The sequence below is a fragment of the Hyphococcus formosus genome, from assembly GCF_046736345.1.
Lineage (GTDB): Bacteria > Pseudomonadota > Alphaproteobacteria > Caulobacterales > Parvularculaceae > Hyphococcus > Hyphococcus formosus.
Map to the genome: position 1 here is coordinate 2,040,240 of NZ_CP157210.1, position 15,343 is coordinate 2,055,582.

Genomic DNA, 15,343 nt, shown 5'->3' on the forward strand with positions numbered 1-15,343 from the left:
CCTCCCCTTGGCCTTGCGGCAGAATCGGCAATCATTGGTGGTTTACGGGACTGAAATGAGGAAGTGGGCCTCATTTCAGCACTTATCGGGAAAAGACGCGTGAAATTCACCAATGTTCGCCTTGTAGGGTTCAAATCTTTCGTAGAACCAACTGACTTCGAAATCCGCGAAGGCCTGACAGGTATTGTCGGGCCTAATGGATGCGGGAAGTCAAACCTCCTCGAAGCCATGCGCTGGGTTATGGGCGCGACCTCGGCCAAAGCATTGCGCGGCGATGCGATGGACGCGGTGATCTTTGCAGGGACGACCATGCGCCCGGCACGGAATTGGGCTGAGGTCATTTTGACCATCGACAATTCCGATCGCTCCGCACCCGCCGAATATAACGAACACACAACGCTCGAAATCTCGCGCCGTATCCTCCGCAAGGAAGAAGGCACGCAGTCGATCTATCGGATCAACAATAAGGAAGTCCGCGCAAAAGATGTGCAGCTCCTATTTGCGGATGCCTCGACCGGTGCAAACTCCCCTGCCCTTGTTCGTCAGGGTCAGGTTGCGGAATTGATCAGTGCAAAGCCGCAAAATCGCCGCCGCCTCTTGGAAGAAGCTGCGGGCGTGACCGGCCTTCATTCGCGCCGTCACGAAGCGGAATTACGCTTGCGCGCGACCGAGGCAAATCTCGAACGCCTCGATGATGTTATCTCCGAACTTGAGACCCAAAAGGGCGCGCTCGCCCGGCAAGCGCGTCAGGCCACGCGCTATCGCAATGTCTCTGGCGACATTCGCCGGACCGAGGCGATGCTCGCCTATATCCGCTGGCGGGATGCGGTTGATGCTCAGGAAAAAGCAAAAGCTGGCCTTGATGAAATCAGTGCCCTGATCGAAGAGACGACCCGCGTTGCGGCGATCGCGGCGACCGCGCAATCGAACGCACATGAAGCGCTTGAACCACTGCGCCTGAAGGAAGCCGAAGAAGCGGCGGGCCTTCACCGTCTGACCGTTGCGCGCGAAAATCTCGACGAAGAAGCACGCCGGGCCGAAGCGGAACTGCGCCGTCTTGCGGGCGAAATTGAGCGCCTTGAAAACGACATGGCGCGGGAAAAAGACCTTCTTTCCGATGCGGACAACGCGGTTGCCGCCCTGAACGAAGAGCGCGAGGGCCTGAATGCCAATGCGGCCAGCGAAGAGCAGCGCGTTGCCGAAGCAGCTGAGTTGATGAACCAAGCCAGCGCCGCGCTGGAACAGGCCGAAGCAGCGTTCGACCAGAAAAGTAAAGAAGCCGCCGATATCGAAGCTCGCCGTAAAGCGGTCGCCGGTAATCTTTCCGCCACGGAACGACGCCTCGAAAAGATCAAGGATCAAATCCGTAACTATACGGATGAACGCGAGGTCATTTCGCCTTCGCCGGAACAGGCGCAATCGCTTGAAGAAGCGAAACAGAAATTTGCCAATGCGGAACAGGCAGCGAATGCTGCGGAAGCCGCCTTCCACCGCGCCGAAGAAGAACGCACAGCGGCAGAAGAGCAAGAAAAAGCGCAGCGCGGCCCATTGCGGGATGCTGAGCAGAGCGTCACCGAGATGGGCGCGGAGCGCGATGCCCTGCGCCGTGTCCTAGCGGCAAATGACAGCGATGATTTCGAACCGTTGATTGAAATGATCGAAGTCGATCCCGGCTATGAGAACGCCTTGGCCGCGGCCTTAGGGGATGATCTTGGCGCGCCAACCGACGAAGACGCCCCGGCCCATTGGTCGAGCTTTGGGAACAATGCGGCCGAGCTATCACTGCCCGAGGGCGTGCAACCGCTGAGCCGGTTTGTGCGGGCACCGGCGGCATTGAACCGTCGCCTTTCGGCAATCGGCGTTATTGATGCGCAGGATGGTCCGCGCTTGCGTGATCAATTGCGCCCCGGCCAACGGCTTGTGTCCCGTGATGGTGACCTTTGGCGTTGGGATGGCTTTACCAGCCATGCAGATGCGAAAACGGCCGCCGCTATTCGCCTTGAACAGCGCAACCGGTTGCAGACCCTTGAGCAGGAACTGGAAACCGCCCAAGCAAACGCAGACGAAGCGCGCCGCATCCATAGCGAAGCTAGCGACAATCTAAAAGCCAAGCAGAATATGGAACGTGAAGCACGTTCCCTCTGGCAGGAAGCCCGCCGCGCCGTTGACAGTGCACGGACCAATCTCAATGCGCTGGAACGCGAACATGAACGCGCGGCCGCACGAATTTCGTCCATCGACGAAAATCTAGCGCGCCTATCGGAAGAAAATATCGAGACCAGCCGGAATCTGGAAACGCTGCAGGCTGAACATGCGGAATTTCCGGACGCTGATTTAATTGCCGAAGGGCTGAATGCATCCCGTGAACGGGTTGCCGAAGCACGCGCCCGGGCAACTGAAACTCGCACGGCCCATAGCGATCTTGCCAATGAGGCCCGCCGCCGCGCGAACCGTTTGGCGGAGATCGAACGCGATTGCACGTCATGGACGAGCCGGGGCGAAACCGCCCGGAGCCGCCTGGCGGAAATCGAAACGCATCTCAATGAGACCAAAGCCGCCCATGAAGGCGCGGCGGGTGCTCCTGCGGAAATTGACGAAAAGCGCAAAGCTCTTCTCGATCAATTGTCTGTCGCAGAGCAGCGCCGCAACGAAGCGGCTGATGCCCTCGCCGAGGGGCAGCGTCTCGCCCTTGAGAGCGACAAAAACGCCAAAGCCGCCGACCACGAAGCCAGTGAAGCGCGCGAAGCCCGCGCCCGACTGGAGGCGCAGGCCGAAGCCGCGCAGGAGCGCGTGGAAGAAGCGACGCATCTAGCGCAGGAAACCTGCGAAGCGACGCCCGACGAGTTGCTCGGCATTGCTGAACACAAAGAAGGCGCTGACCTGCCTGCCCGTGATGACATCGAACGCAAGTTAGAGCGCTATAAGCGCGAGCGGGAAAATCTCGGCGGCGTCAATCTGCGTGCTGACGAAGAGATGCAGGAAGTGTCGGAACGCCTCGAAGAGCTGGGTACCGAGCGCGAAGATTGCGACGCGGCGATCCGCAAATTGCGGACGGCGATTGGCAATCTCAATCGCGAGGCGCGCCAGCGGCTTCTCGATGCGTTTGAAACGGTCAACACAAACTTCACCGACCTCTTCAAGCGACTGTTTAATGGCGGTCAGGCGGAGCTGCGCCTGGTCGATGCCGAAGACCCGCTCGAAGCTGGTCTGGAGATCTTTGCCTCACCGCCCGGCAAGAAGCTAGCCTCGATGTCGCTGATGTCCGGTGGTGAACAGGCCTTGACCGCAACGGCGCTGATCTTTGCGGTCTTCATGGCGAATCCTGCGCCTGTGTGTGTCCTCGATGAGGTCGATGCACCGCTTGATGACGCGAATGTTGAGCGCTTCTGCCGCCTGCTTCATGAAATGGCGCAGGAAACAGAAACGCGCTTCATCATCATCACGCACCACGCATTGACCATGTCACGCATGAACCGGCTGTTCGGCGTGACCATGATCGAGCGCGGCGTATCGCAATTGGTCTCGGTCGATCTTTCAAGCGCCGAACAATTGGTTGCCGCTGAGTAATCAGCCCAAAGATTTTAGAATATCTTGCAGGCCCCCGAGATGATCAATTTCGCGAAAACGCGGATGCGATTGCGGGGGTTCTGCACGTTCAAAAGCCCATGTTTGGGAATGCGGTACATGCACGCCCCATCCGCCCAGATCGAGAACCGGTAGCACATCGGACTTTAGGGAATTCCCCACCATCATTGCCTTTTCGGCGCTCACCCCATGACGCGAGAATACATTCCGATAGGTCTCCGGGTTCTTGTCAGAGACAATCTCGATCCCGTCGAACTGATCTGCCAATCCGGAAAGCGCAATCTTTCGCTCCTGATCGAACAGGTCCCCCTTGGTGATCACCATCAAACGAAACTCGCCTTTCAGTCGTTGAACAGTTTCCGCCGCATGAGGAAGCAATTCAACCGGATGCTCAAGCATCTCATGCCCCTTGTCGAGAATGGCCTGAATGACACTGGCCGGGGCTTTGCCTTCGGTAATCTCTAACGCAGTTTCAATCATCGACAGGGTGAACCCTTTGATCCCGAACCCATAGCGGGCGAGATTGCGCCGCTCGGTTTCGAGCAAACGCTCGGTCAGATGATCCGGGTCAGCATAGTCCGCCAATAACTCGGTAAATGCCGCCTCGGTCAGCCGGTAAAACCGCTCATTCTGCCAAAGCGTGTCATCTGCATCGAACGCGACAACGTCTAGCGCGGGCATAAATCATCCTCTTCTTGCTGTGCCCGCCTTTGAACATCCCTAAAGGCCGCGTGCAATATTAAACTTAGGCAATCACCTAATTTTTACTTGTGCCTCGCGCTCGCCTCGATTAACTTAGGCATATGCCTAACCATCAAAACACCCCCGAGACACCGCTCGACAGCGTTTTTCACGCCCTCGCCGACCCGACGCGTCGGGCGGTGATCCAGCAATTATCAAAAGGACCAGCCACCGTTAGCGAGCTGGCCGCTCCTTTTGACATGGCCCTTCCCTCCTTCCTTCAGCATCTAAAAGTGCTCGAAGACAGCGGGCTTATGACCTCGAAGAAATCCGGCCGTGTTCGAACCTGCGAAATGGATATCCAGAACTTATCCGCGGCGGGGGGATGGATCGACCATCAACGGGCCATTTGGGAAGGCCGGCTTGGCCGGATCGATCAGTATCTCAATAAAATTCATCCAAAGGAGAAGGATTAATGCAGGTCAATGTCTATTTAAATTTCGACGGAAATTGCAAAGAGGCGATGACGTTTTACCACGAAACGCTCGGTGGCGATCTTGAAGTCATGCTCCCCTTTGCGGGCTCTGAAGCGGAGCCGCATGTTCCCGACGATATGAAGGACAATATTCTGCACGCGTCTCTCGTTGTCGGCGAGACCAAGATAATGGCAAGCGACGCCTCGCCCGATCATTATCAACGTGCGCGCGGCACTAGCATTTGCCTCAATCTCGACGACCCGGAAGAGGCCAAACGGCTCTATTTCACGCTCAGTCAGGATGGCGAGATCATCATGCCGCTAGAGCCCACCTTCTTTGCGAAGGCGTTTGCATCCTTCCATGACCGCTTCGGCGTCCTCTGGATGATCCATAGCAGTTAAAAATAAGTGGGGAGAACATGAGTAAAGACCATCTAATCATCATTGAACGAACGTTTAAATTTCCGCGAAAAACCCTGTGGCATGCATGTACAGACGCAGAAGCCATTAGCGCCTGGTATGGGCCGAAAGGATTTCGCACCCGGGTCGAAGAACATGATTTCCGCGAGGGCGGTGCCTATCGCTATGTAATGATCGGTCCGGACGGAAAGGAATATCCATCGGTCGGGCGCTTTGTCGAAATTGTCGAATTATCAAAAATTGTCGCAACAGATGATTTCGGTGAAGGTTTTGAGTATGACAAGCCACTTCCCGATCAAATGGTGAGTACACAGCATTTCGAAGATCATGCTGATGGCTCCAAACTGATTATTTCCATCAGCCACCCAACCGAAGCCGATCGCCAGAAACATATTGATATGGGCGTTGTCGATGGTTGGCAGTCATCGCTTGATTGTCTTGATGAATATGTAGCGGGAAAGGACACCTAATGCCGCCATTACCCAAGGAACTGACTTTGTCGCGCAAATATGCTGCGCCGCGCACCCTACTGTGGAAAATCTGGTCAGACCCACACCACATTAAACAATGGTGGGGCCCGTTTGGCCCAACCAATACGACATGCGACATCGACTTTCGCGTTGGCGGACAGTTCAATATCGCAATGCGCACCCCGGAGGGCGACATGCTTTATGCGGTCGGCGAGTATTTAGAGATTAAGCGTCCTGAACGGATCGTTTATCTCGGCGATGCCGACACAGTGACGGCCTGCGGTTGCGGCGCGCCACCAAAGGCAAAAGTCACGGTCACCTTTGACGAGTTTGCAAAGGATAAAACCAATTTGACCGTGCACACCCTATTTGACCGACCAGAAGATATGATCGCCGCGAATGAAGAAGGCTACACTTCTGGCTGGACAAATACGCTGATCGAACTTGAAGAAACATTACAACTGCTGGAGGCGTAAATGCCAAAACTAGCATCAAAAGTGCGTACCTGTCTTTGGTATAACGGCGATGGGCATGAAGCCGCTGAGTTTTATGTGTCTCTGTTGCCGGATAGCTATTTCGAGGACGGATATATTCCAAACCCGGAAAAGCCACCACTGGTCGTTGAGTTCATGCTGTGCGGTGCGCCCTTTATGATTTTAAACGGCGGCCCCACCTTCCCCCATACGCCCGCCGCGTCGATTTCTGTGCTGACCAAAGACCAGACCGAGACGGATCATTTATGGTCTTCCCTGACAGCGAATGGCGGTGAAGAAAGCATGTGCGGCTGGTTGAAAGATCGCTACGGCGTTTCGTGGCAAATTGTTCCCGAAGCGCTGCCAAAAATGTTATCATCAGACGACAAAGACGCTGCCCAACGGGCACAGGCCGAAATGATGAAGATGAAGAAGCTCAACATTGCGGCCCTCGAAGCCGCATTTAACCAACAATAGGTGCAATTATGACTTACATTGATGGATTTGTGGCCGCAGTCGAAACGAAAAACCGCGACGCCTATAAGGCGGTCGCAGAAAAAGCCGCCGTGGTTTTCAAGGAAAATGGCGCGCTAAGCGTGGTCGAAGGCTGGGGCGATGACGTGCCCGACGGCGAAGTCACCTCCTTCCCTATGGCCGTGAAAGCAAAGCCTGACGAGGCGGTCATTTTTTCCTGGATTATCTGGCCGTCCAAAGAGGCCAGAGACGCGGGCATGAAAAAATCCATGGAAGACCCTCGCCTTGGCAATCCGGAAGACATGCCCTTTGATGGGAAGCGGCTTATTTATGGCGGCTTTGAAGTTTTGCTTGAGGCCTAAGACCAAAAGTTCGACCCGAAACGATTCGCTCAAGCGCCGCTTCGGGTCGTAAAATTGGCGAAAAACCATGCGAATCTTATCAATCCGCACTGTGCTTTTTCGCCAAACGGCTTGAAAGCCGCAAAGTTCTTAGCGCGGCAGGACGCCGCGCCACATTTTCCCCAATTAAATCAGACCTTTAGCATTTTTTTCCATCGCTTGACGCTGCGTTGCAGCGCCTATATGGTCCGCCGCGATTTCAAAAGGTACGGGCGTCCGTTCGTACCTGTTTTTTCGGGCAAGCTCATGGGCGAAGACACCGGCAGAGATGAGGCCAATAACGACCGGCCACCCTCGCTGGATGAATTTTCCGAGCGGTTGGACCGGATGCGCGGCACGGGCAAAGTCCCCAATGCCAATGCTTCGGGTCCTGCGTGGGGGCGAGCCTTGCGGGTCTCCTCGGACCTTTTAGCGGGTCTGATTGTCGGGGGCTTTTTGGGTTGGGGTCTTGATTACTGGTTGGGGACGAGCCCTTGGCTCCTCCTTCTGGGGCTGGGCCTGGGTTTTGCGGCGGGACTGCGCAATATGATGCGCACCCTTAAAGAAGATACGGAGCAATCATCAGGCGACTGATGACACGCTGGGAAGAATAACGAGATGATAGACTTTCACGCTGCCGGCCCTATGGAGCAATTTGAGATTTTACCGATCATTCCGGTACATCTCGGCTCCATTGATATTTCGCTGACCAATTCAGCGCTCTGGATGATCATTGCAACGGCAGCGATTTGCGCTTTCTTCTTTTTTGCGACGCGCCGCGCCAGCCTGATCCCAAACCGGATCCAATCTACCGCCGAAGTCCTATACGAATTTGTCGCTGACCTCGTTCGTGACACCATCGGCAGCGAAGGCCGCAAATTCTTCCCTTACGTCTTTACGCTGTTCATCTTTATCTTGATCGCCAACCTCTTTGGCTTGATCCCGTCCATTCCGGGCACCCCAGCAGAAGCACACACCTTTACGCCGACCAGCCACCTCATCGTGACGCTGGCGTTGGCGATGGTCACCATCACAATCGTTGTGGTCTATGGCTTCATGAAAAACGGCCTCGGCTTTCTGCGCCTGTTCGCGCCATCCGGTCAGCCCTTGCCAATGTATTTGATCCTCGTCCCTGTTGAGGTGATTTCATTCCTGTCGCGGCCGCTTTCACTGGCAATTCGTTTGTTCGCCAACATGTTTGCGGGCCACATCATCCTTAAAGTGTTCGCGGGCTTTATCGTATCGCTCGTTGGCGCGGGCAGCGGTTGGTTTCTGCTCGGACTTGCGCCATTCTTCGGGATCGTGGCGGTGACCATGCTCGAAGTGCTGGTTGCCGGCCTTCAAGCCTATGTGTTTGCGATTCTCACTTGTATATATCTCAGCGATGCGGCACACGCGGCTGACCACTAACAACAAATTCCCGCGCGGCGCGAAGAGCCAGCCGCGATTATGGGATCACCGGCTCAACGATAACCTCACTAGGAGTAAAAAATGGACGCTGAAGCAGCAAAACTGATCGGGGCGGGCATTGCATCAATTCCACTCGCTGGCGCAGCCATCGGTCTTGGCCTTATCTTTTCTAGCTTTCTTTCGGGCGCATTCCGCAACCCGTCAGCATCAGCTCAAAACCAGCCAACCATGCTTCTCGCATTCGCGCTGACAGAATTCACGGGTCTTCTTGGCTTCGTTATCGCGATCCTGATTCTTTTGAACGTTCTTTAAGTCGTAACGTCATCAAAGCAGAAAGAAGCTTACGTTGTCTTTTTCTTCGATAATGCTAGCCGCTGCCGCAGGTGCTGCAGAGTCCCACGGGGAATCTGCTGGCCTGCCGCAGTTGGACCCCACATGGTGGCCTAGCCAGCTATTCTGGCTCGCCATCACATTCGGTATTCTCTTTGCTCTGATGTCGAGCCGGTTCCTCCCTGCTTTGGGTGGTGCCATCGAGGAACGCCGCGACCGTATTGCGGATGACCTTGATCAGGCGAATGAGTTCAAACGTCAGGCGGAAGATGCCGAGAACGCCTATAATCAGGCCCTCGCCGATGCCCGCGCCAAGGCGCAAGGCATTGCGGCAGACACCCGCGCAGAGGTTGATTCCGATATTGCAAAAGAGCAGGCAGAAACAGATGCCGCGCTCGAAAAGCAATTGGAAGCTGCCGAAGCACGCATCGCAGAGATGAAAGCCAATGCAGCGGCGAAAGTTCGTGAAGCTGCGGCGGAAACAACACGGGCGGTGGTTGAGACCCTCATCGACGAGGCCCCAACCGATGAAGCCGTTTCCAAAGCCATTGACGGCGTTGCTCGCGCCTAAAAGTACTCGCGCTGAATTTTGAAAGACTATGACGATGATCGCATATTCAAGCCTTGCCGTTGCTGCCGCTGCTGAAACCGCTGAAGCGGGACATGCAGCTCCGGGTCTGTTTCAGGACACTTCGCTTTATGTTCTGATTGCGTTCATCGTTGTCGTCGTCGTTTTCGCCCGCGCTGGCGTACACAAAATGATCGTCGGTGGCCTCGACAAACGTGCGCAGAAAATCTCTGACGAGATCAATGAAGCCCGTAAAATGCGCGAAGAAGCCCAAGAGCTTCTCGCCAGCTACCAGCGTCGCCAACGCGAAGCCGAAGAAGAAGCGGCGGCGATCATTGAACAGGCCAAAAAAGATGCGCAGCGTCTTGCGGTCGAAGCCCGTGAGAAAATCGCGGAACAAACCGAACGACGGACCAAAGCCGCGGAAGAGAAAATCGCGCGCGCTGAGGCACAAGCCATTTCAGAAGTTCGCGGCCAAACTGCCGACCTCGCAATCGAAGCTGCACGCACCATCATTCGCGACCGGATGGATGGCGGCGCACAAGGCCCCTTCATCGACAAAGCGATTGCTGGTCTGCGCGACAAACTCAATTAATGGGCGGGGCTTTAGGCCTCCCCTCCTCTGGCCGATCAATTCGGCCCACGGCGGCTGCCGCCGAATCAATCCTGACATTCTGGTTCGAAGAGGCGAAACCTTATCAATGGTTTCGTCGCGACGATGACTTTGACGCCGAGATTGCGCGCCGGTTTGCTCATTATGTAGCCGCCGCGAAGGCCGGGCATCTGGATGTCTGGCGTGCTCATCCGCGCTATTCGCTCGCCTTGATCATCCTGCTCGACCAATTCTCGCGCAATCTATTCCGCGATACGCCGCGCGCCTTTGCGCAAGATGCGCAGGCCCTTGAGATCGCGCGTGAAGCGATTCGTCGGCGACATGACAAGCTTGCTGATGATCGCACCAAGGCATTTTATTATATGCCCTTCATGCACGCCGAAGACCTAAACGTTCAAATCGAATCGGTTGCGCTCTTTAAAGCGCAACTTCCGAGTACGATGAACATGCCCTTCGCGATCGAGCATTATGAGATTGTTCGCGACTATGGGCGCTTCCCGCATCGGAATAAAATTTTAGGGCGCGAATCAACACAAGCAGAAATCGCTTTTCTCAAGGCTGGCGGATTTAACCCCTAGCGCTGCTTTTGATATTCATGGGGCGCAAGCGGGCGATTACGCGCCAGCAATTGATCCAGCGGCACCGACGTTCCATCGGCCTGTTGAATGCGGACATGCATGCGCCGCAATCCGCGCGCATGTGGCGCGCCGCAGGAATGGGCAATCATCGCAACATCTTTGCGCATCTTATTGACGAAATTTGCAACGCTCGGCCCCTTCACTTCCGGATCGAGCCCCCCTTGCAGATGTTTTTTATGGGTCGTCACACCGGTCGGGCAATTATTGGTGTGGCATTTCATGGCCTGAATACAGCCGATCGAAAACATAAAGCCCCGCGCGGTGTTGACCATATCTGCGCCCGCGCAATAGGCCCAGGCGACCTCCGCCGGGGTAACGAGCTTGCCTGATGCGATCACCTTGATCCGGTCGCGCAGCCCGCGCCGCTCCAATATATCGACCAGCATCGGCAGCGATTGTTTGAGCGGTAATCCAACATTATCCATGAGCGACATCGGCGCGGCACCGGTCCCGCCATCGCCGCCATCAAGGGTGATGAAGTCCGGTGCCGATTCAATTCCGCGCCGTTCGATTTCATCGCAAAGCTCATCAACCCAGCCATAGGCACCGATAACAGTTTTAAAACCGGTGGGCAGGCGCGATACACTCCGTACCCGTCCGATGAAATCAATAAGCTCAGAAATATTGTCGATTTCAGGGTGCCGGTTCGGCGAGATTGACGCCGTATGCACCGGAATATGCCGTATTTCCGCAATCTCCGGCGTGACCTTCGCCGCTGGCAATATACCGCCCTTACCCGGCTTGGCCCCTTGCGCGAGTTTGACCTCGATCATTTTGACCTGTGGGTTCATCGCGATGGCGCGCAGCTTTTCATCATCAAGCCGGCCATGATCATCCCGGCAGCCATATTTCGCGGTGCCCATTTGAAAGACGATATCGCATCCGCCTTCGAGGTGATAAGGCGCAAGGCCGCCCTCGCCTGTATTTAAGTAGCAACCTGCCAAATGTGCGCCGCGCGAGAGTGCCTGAATAGCGGGCTTCGATAGCGAACCATAACTCATGGCAGAAATATTGATGATCGACGAAAGCCGGTAGGGATTAGGCGTAAAGGGCCCGAACTCAACAGGAGGCGGATCCGACGCCTCTTCATCAAGTCGCGGAAAGGCAACATTCACAAATATCGGTGTACCAACAATCGTGAGGTTGCGCGTTGATCCAAAGGGAACTGTGTTGTTCTGGCCTTTCGCAGACCTGTAGATCCAGTCCCGTTCGGCGCGATTGAACGGCATTTCTTCGCGATCAAGCGCAAAGAAATATTGCCGAAAGAACTCACCAAGATGGGTAAAGAGATCACGGAACCGCCCGATGACCGGATAATTATGGCGGATTGCATCCTTCGATTGGGTCGCGTCCAGAATGAACATCGCCACAATCGCAAGAACCGTAACGCCAATGACGAAGATAAAAATCGTCGCCAACAGCTCTAGCCCGTTTACGGTGAAACTGTTCAGGAAATCCATATCGTGCCCTTATTCGTTTTAAGGGCAACAATAGGACGAGTTACGCCCCCGCGTGAAGCCGGGGGCGTAGACTTACTCGGCGGCTTTTGCCGGCTCTTCCGGTGTCCAGCGCAGGACCGGCTTGCGCGCGGCTGCGGTTTCGTCGAGGCGCCGACGCGGCGCGTGAACCGGTGCCGCTTTGAACGCCTCTGCCTCACCTGCCTTCGCCCGCTTGGCAAGCGAGAGCAACGCATCACAGAACTGATCAAGCTCGCGCTTTGATTCTGACTCCGTTGGCTCGATCAACATGGCACCATGAACGACCAGCGGGAAATACATGGTCATCGGGTGATAGCCTTCGTCGATCATCGCCTTTGCGAAATCAATCGTTTCAACGCCGGTGTCTTTCAAGAACCGGTCATCGAACAACGCTTCGTGCATGCAATAGCCTTCATAGGCAGGGGTCATTTCCGCTTTGAGGCGCGCAAGCACATAATTCGCGTTCAATACCGCATCTTCGGCAGCCTGACGCACACCGTCCTTACCATGGCTAAGCATATAGGCGAGCGCACGAACAAACATGCCCATCTGACCGTGGAACGCTGTTAAACGCCCCATGCTTTCATGGCCGTCGCCTTCGTCTTTGGCAGCGCGGCGCGATTCGATCAGGCTATATTTACCGTCTTCACAAATCACATAGGGAACAGGCGCAAAAGGCGCGAGCGCATCAGACAACACTGTTGGGCCAGAACCCGGTCCGCCGCCGCCATGCGGCGTCGAAAAGGTCTTGTGAAGATTGATGTGCATGGCATCGACGCCAAGGTCACCGGGGCGAACCTTGCCAGCGATGGCGTTGAAATTCGCGCCGTCACAATAAAAATAGCCGCCCGCCTCATGAACCGCATCGGCCATTTCGCGAATGTCGCGTTCAAACAGCCCGCATGTATTCGGGTTGGTCACCATGATACCGGCGACATCGGGGGCGAGCTTTTCTTTCAGCGCCGCAATATCGACCCGGCCCGTTTTATCCGCAGGGATGGCCTCGACCTTGAAGCCACACTGAACGGCGGTTGCCGGATTTGTTCCGTGTGAAGATTCTGGGGCAAGCACGCGCAGCCGGGTCTCGCCCTCACCGCGCGCAATCAAAGCCGCCTTGATCGCCATCATGCCGCAAAGCTCGCCATGGGCACCGGCCTTTGGCGACATCGCAACGGCGGGCATGCCAGTCAGTTCCTTGAGCCAATGGGCCAATTCGTCGATGACTTCCAATGCGCCTTGCACGGCAGATTCCGGCGCAAGCGGATGAAGGTCCGCAAAACCCGGCAACCGCGCAACTTTTTCGTTAAGGCGCGGATTGTGTTTCATGGTGCACGAGCCAAGCGGGAACGGCCCCATGTCGATTGCATAGTTCTTTTGCGAAAGACGCACAAAATGGCGCATGGTTTCCGGCTCAGACAAGCCCGGCAAGCCAATATCACTATTCCGATTGAGCCCGCCCAGGCGGTCTTCGTCGCCACTCGGCGCTGGCATATCGACGCCCGTGCCGGCGAAATCACCGATCTCGAATGACAAAGCCTCTTCAATTTGAAGCGCCTTGTTGCCGGTGAAGGTCGGTGCATCATTTACGGTTGTAGTTTCTGCGCGTGTGGCGCGGCCCTGATTATTCATGACAATGCTCCACGCAGGCTAGTGGCGAAACGATCAATATCTTCATCGCTGACGCATTCCGTTGCGGCGACAAGCAATAAATTATCGGCAGACCGATCAAATGGCCAAAGTCGATCACCGGGGACACCGGCGAGAATGCCGTCACTTGCCAAACGCTCAACGATCTCGCTGGCTTTTACCGGAAGGCGCAATGTGAATTCATTGAAATAGCTCTTATTGACCACTTCAACGCCGTCGATTGCGGCTAGAGCGTTAGCGGTTTTACACGCCGCTTCATGATTGAGCATCGCCAAGCGGCGCAAACCAGCCTCACCCAAAAGCGTCATATGAACGGTGAACGCCAACGTGCATAAACCCGAATTGGTGCAGATATTCGACGTCGCTTTATCGCGGCGGATATGCTGCTCGCGGGTTGAAAGCGTCAACACGAAACCACGCTTGCGTTCGGCATCGACCGTTTCACCGCAGAGCCGGCCTGGCATCTGGCGGATATATTTTTGACGGGTCGCAAAAAGGCCCACATAAGGCCCACCGAAATTAAGACCATTGCCAATCGACTGGCCTTCGCCGACGACAATATCAGCGCCCATCTCGCCGGGGCTTTTAAGCGCGCCAAGCGAAACGGCCTCGGTGACCACCGCAACCAAAAGCGCGCCTTTTTCATGGGCCGCCTCTGCGATCGGGGTCAGGTCGCGAATATTACCAAAGACATCCGGGTTCTGAACGATGACGCAGGCCGTGTCGTCATCGATCTGGCCGATCAAGTCCTCGGAGGCATCAACATCAATCGGCGATAATTCAACCGTGGCGTTGACGAGTTCAAGATTAGTGCGGGTCACCGCGCCATATTGCGGATGCAGCCCACCAGAGACCAAAATCTTGTTCCGCTTGGTAATACGCCGTGCCATCAAAGCCGCTTCAGCGCAGCCAGTGGAGCCGTCATACATGGACGCATTGGCGACTTCCATGCCAGTAAGCGCCGCAACCTGCGTCTGGAACTCAAACAAATATTGCAAGGTTCCTTGTGCGATCTCTGGCTGATAGGGCGTGTAGGCCGTCAGAAACTCTGACCGCTGAATAATATGATCGACTGTCGCCGGGATGTGGTGTTTATAAGCACCGGCCCCAATAAAAAACGGCCCCGCGCCTGCTGCACGGTTTTTCGCAGCCATCGCACCGAGCGCCTGCTCGACCTGCATCTCGCTTTGATGATCAGGCAAGTCGAATGTCGCATTCAGCGCATTCGCCGGCACGTCAGAGAATAGCGCGTCAATATTATCGGTGCCGATGACATTCATCATCGCCCGACGATCCGTATCATTCAGCGGTAGATAACGCATCAGGAATTGCTTTCCGTAAATGTTTTATAGGCTGCTTCGTCCATCAGCGCGTCAAGTTCGCTTGCGTCGCTCGCTTTGATTTTCACAAACCACGCATCATTGTCAGCGGCTTCGTTGATTTTACCGGGCTGATCGACAATTGACTGATTGACCTCGACGATTTCACCTGAAATCGGTGCGTATACGTCAGATGCGGCCTTGACCGATTCAACGACGGCCATGTCGTCGCCTTTGTTGAAGCTCTTGCCGACTTCCGGCAGCTCGACAAATACCACATCGCCAAGCTGTTCGGCCGCATGGGCACTAATGCCAATTACGTAATGGCCGCCTTCTTCGCGCACCCATTCATGATCTTCAGTATATTTTGTCATGTTAGTCT

General features: G+C 55.5%; 18 protein-coding genes. 13 read left to right on the forward strand and 5 right to left on the reverse strand.

Annotation, left to right across the window (positions count from 1 at the left end):
• Nucleotides 1-99 precede the first annotated feature (99 nt).
• Complete coding sequence (smc, locus tag ABFZ83_RS09350; protein WP_411816283.1) at nt 100-3,567, forward strand: chromosome segregation protein SMC; 3,468 nt, start codon at nt 100-102, stop codon at nt 3,565-3,567.
• Here the strand turns inward: smc and ABFZ83_RS09355 are convergent, their stop codons facing one another.
• Nucleotides 3,568-4,266, reverse strand: coding sequence for an HAD family hydrolase (locus tag ABFZ83_RS09355; RefSeq protein ID WP_411816284.1), 699 nt, complete (start codon nt 4,264-4,266; stop codon nt 3,568-3,570).
• 122 nt (nt 4,267-4,388) lie between these two features.
• Here ABFZ83_RS09355 and ABFZ83_RS09360 point away from each other — a divergent pair, with 122 nt between their 5' ends.
• The 12 genes from ABFZ83_RS09360 to ABFZ83_RS09415 all read left to right on the forward strand — a co-directional run bounded on the left by ABFZ83_RS09360 (nt 4,389) and on the right by ABFZ83_RS09415 (nt 10,457).
• Nucleotides 4,389-4,742, forward strand: coding sequence for an ArsR/SmtB family transcription factor (locus ABFZ83_RS09360; RefSeq protein ID WP_411816285.1), 354 nt, complete (start codon nt 4,389-4,391; stop codon nt 4,740-4,742).
• Nucleotides 4,742-5,143: a VOC family protein gene (locus tag ABFZ83_RS09365; RefSeq protein WP_411816286.1), complete on the forward strand. Its 402-nt coding sequence runs from the start codon at nt 4,742-4,744 to the stop codon at nt 5,141-5,143. The genes ABFZ83_RS09360 and ABFZ83_RS09365 overlap by 1 nt, the downstream gene beginning before the upstream one ends.
• A 17-nt stretch (nt 5,144-5,160) precedes the next feature.
• Complete coding sequence (locus ABFZ83_RS09370; protein WP_411816287.1) at nt 5,161-5,631, forward strand: SRPBCC domain-containing protein; 471 nt, start codon at nt 5,161-5,163, stop codon at nt 5,629-5,631.
• Nucleotides 5,631-6,107, forward strand: coding sequence for an SRPBCC family protein (locus ABFZ83_RS09375; RefSeq protein ID WP_411816288.1), 477 nt, complete (start codon nt 5,631-5,633; stop codon nt 6,105-6,107). The genes ABFZ83_RS09370 and ABFZ83_RS09375 overlap by 1 nt, the downstream gene beginning before the upstream one ends.
• Nucleotides 6,108-6,581, forward strand: coding sequence for a VOC family protein (locus ABFZ83_RS09380; protein WP_411816289.1), 474 nt, complete (start codon nt 6,108-6,110; stop codon nt 6,579-6,581).
• Nucleotides 6,582-6,589: 8 nt separating this feature from the next.
• Nucleotides 6,590-6,940 (forward strand): DUF1428 domain-containing protein, encoded by a 351-nt coding sequence (locus tag ABFZ83_RS09385; protein ID WP_411816290.1) that lies wholly within the window; start codon nt 6,590-6,592, stop codon nt 6,938-6,940.
• 285 nt (nt 6,941-7,225) lie between these two features.
• A complete protein-coding gene (locus ABFZ83_RS09390) occupies nt 7,226-7,552 on the forward strand; it encodes an AtpZ/AtpI family protein (protein WP_411816291.1) in 327 nt (108 codons plus the stop codon).
• A gap of 24 nt (nt 7,553-7,576) precedes the next feature.
• The gene (locus ABFZ83_RS09395) at nt 7,577-8,368 is read left to right on the forward strand and encodes a F0F1 ATP synthase subunit A (RefSeq protein WP_411816292.1); all 792 of its coding nucleotides are present in this window, start codon (nt 7,577-7,579) and stop codon (nt 8,366-8,368) included.
• Nucleotides 8,369-8,449: 81 nt separating this feature from the next.
• The gene (locus tag ABFZ83_RS09400) at nt 8,450-8,680 is read left to right on the forward strand and encodes a F0F1 ATP synthase subunit C (RefSeq protein ID WP_369312129.1); all 231 of its coding nucleotides are present in this window, start codon (nt 8,450-8,452) and stop codon (nt 8,678-8,680) included.
• Between the two features lie 34 nt (nt 8,681-8,714).
• Nucleotides 8,715-9,269, forward strand: a complete 555-nt coding sequence (locus tag ABFZ83_RS09405) for a F0F1 ATP synthase subunit B' (protein ID WP_411816293.1) — start codon at nt 8,715-8,717, stop codon at nt 9,267-9,269.
• Between the two features lie 28 nt (nt 9,270-9,297).
• Nucleotides 9,298-9,861, forward strand: a complete 564-nt coding sequence (atpF, locus tag ABFZ83_RS09410; RefSeq protein WP_411816294.1) for a F0F1 ATP synthase subunit B — start codon at nt 9,298-9,300, stop codon at nt 9,859-9,861.
• Complete coding sequence (locus ABFZ83_RS09415; RefSeq protein WP_411816295.1) at nt 9,861-10,457, forward strand: DUF924 family protein; 597 nt, start codon at nt 9,861-9,863, stop codon at nt 10,455-10,457. The genes atpF and ABFZ83_RS09415 overlap by 1 nt, the downstream gene beginning before the upstream one ends.
• On the opposite strand, the gene ABFZ83_RS09420 is transcribed toward ABFZ83_RS09415, so the two are convergent.
• The 4 genes from ABFZ83_RS09420 to gcvH form a co-directional block, all read right to left on the reverse strand.
• Nucleotides 10,454-11,977, reverse strand: a complete 1,524-nt coding sequence (locus tag ABFZ83_RS09420; RefSeq protein WP_411816296.1) for an FMN-binding glutamate synthase family protein — start codon at nt 11,975-11,977, stop codon at nt 10,454-10,456. The genes ABFZ83_RS09415 and ABFZ83_RS09420 overlap by 4 nt on opposite strands.
• A 72-nt stretch (nt 11,978-12,049) precedes the next feature.
• Complete coding sequence (gene gcvPB, locus ABFZ83_RS09425; protein ID WP_411816297.1) at nt 12,050-13,624, reverse strand: aminomethyl-transferring glycine dehydrogenase subunit GcvPB; 1,575 nt, start codon at nt 13,622-13,624, stop codon at nt 12,050-12,052.
• Nucleotides 13,621-14,964, reverse strand: coding sequence for an aminomethyl-transferring glycine dehydrogenase subunit GcvPA (gene gcvPA, locus ABFZ83_RS09430; RefSeq protein WP_411816298.1), 1,344 nt, complete (start codon nt 14,962-14,964; stop codon nt 13,621-13,623). The genes gcvPB and gcvPA overlap by 4 nt, the downstream gene beginning before the upstream one ends.
• Nucleotides 14,964-15,335: a glycine cleavage system protein GcvH gene (gcvH, locus tag ABFZ83_RS09435; protein WP_411816299.1), complete on the reverse strand. Its 372-nt coding sequence runs from the start codon at nt 15,333-15,335 to the stop codon at nt 14,964-14,966. Before gcvH ends, gcvPA begins: the two co-directional genes overlap by 1 nt.
• Between the last annotated feature and the right edge of the window lie 8 nt (nt 15,336-15,343).

What these genes read in the sequence shown, in the direction of transcription:
- ABFZ83_RS09355 (WP_411816284.1), bottom strand. Translation starts at nt 4,266, where the DNA reads ATGCCCGCGCTAGACGTTGTCGCGTTCGATGCAGATGACACGCTTTGG.
- ABFZ83_RS09360 (WP_411816285.1), top strand. Translation starts at nt 4,389, where the DNA reads ATGCCTAACCATCAAAACACCCCCGAGACACCGCTCGACAGCGTTTTT.
- ABFZ83_RS09365 (WP_411816286.1), top strand. Translation starts at nt 4,742, where the DNA reads ATGCAGGTCAATGTCTATTTAAATTTCGACGGAAATTGCAAAGAGGCG.
- ABFZ83_RS09370 (WP_411816287.1), top strand. Translation starts at nt 5,161, where the DNA reads ATGAGTAAAGACCATCTAATCATCATTGAACGAACGTTTAAATTTCCG.
- ABFZ83_RS09375 (WP_411816288.1), top strand. Translation starts at nt 5,631, where the DNA reads ATGCCGCCATTACCCAAGGAACTGACTTTGTCGCGCAAATATGCTGCG.
- ABFZ83_RS09380 (WP_411816289.1), top strand. Translation starts at nt 6,108, where the DNA reads ATGCCAAAACTAGCATCAAAAGTGCGTACCTGTCTTTGGTATAACGGC.
- ABFZ83_RS09385 (WP_411816290.1), top strand. Translation starts at nt 6,590, where the DNA reads ATGACTTACATTGATGGATTTGTGGCCGCAGTCGAAACGAAAAACCGC.
- ABFZ83_RS09390 (WP_411816291.1), top strand. Translation starts at nt 7,226, where the DNA reads ATGGGCGAAGACACCGGCAGAGATGAGGCCAATAACGACCGGCCACCC.
- ABFZ83_RS09395 (WP_411816292.1), top strand. Translation starts at nt 7,577, where the DNA reads ATGATAGACTTTCACGCTGCCGGCCCTATGGAGCAATTTGAGATTTTA.
- ABFZ83_RS09400 (WP_369312129.1), top strand. Translation starts at nt 8,450, where the DNA reads ATGGACGCTGAAGCAGCAAAACTGATCGGGGCGGGCATTGCATCAATT.
- atpF (WP_411816294.1), top strand. Translation starts at nt 9,298, where the DNA reads ATGACGATGATCGCATATTCAAGCCTTGCCGTTGCTGCCGCTGCTGAA.
- ABFZ83_RS09415 (WP_411816295.1), top strand. Translation starts at nt 9,861, where the DNA reads ATGGGCGGGGCTTTAGGCCTCCCCTCCTCTGGCCGATCAATTCGGCCC.
- ABFZ83_RS09420 (WP_411816296.1), bottom strand. Translation starts at nt 11,977, where the DNA reads ATGGATTTCCTGAACAGTTTCACCGTAAACGGGCTAGAGCTGTTGGCG.
- gcvPB (WP_411816297.1), bottom strand. Translation starts at nt 13,624, where the DNA reads ATGAATAATCAGGGCCGCGCCACACGCGCAGAAACTACAACCGTAAAT.
- gcvPA (WP_411816298.1), bottom strand. Translation starts at nt 14,964, where the DNA reads ATGCGTTATCTACCGCTGAATGATACGGATCGTCGGGCGATGATGAAT.
- gcvH (WP_411816299.1), bottom strand. Translation starts at nt 15,335, where the DNA reads ATGACAAAATATACTGAAGATCATGAATGGGTGCGCGAAGAAGGCGGC.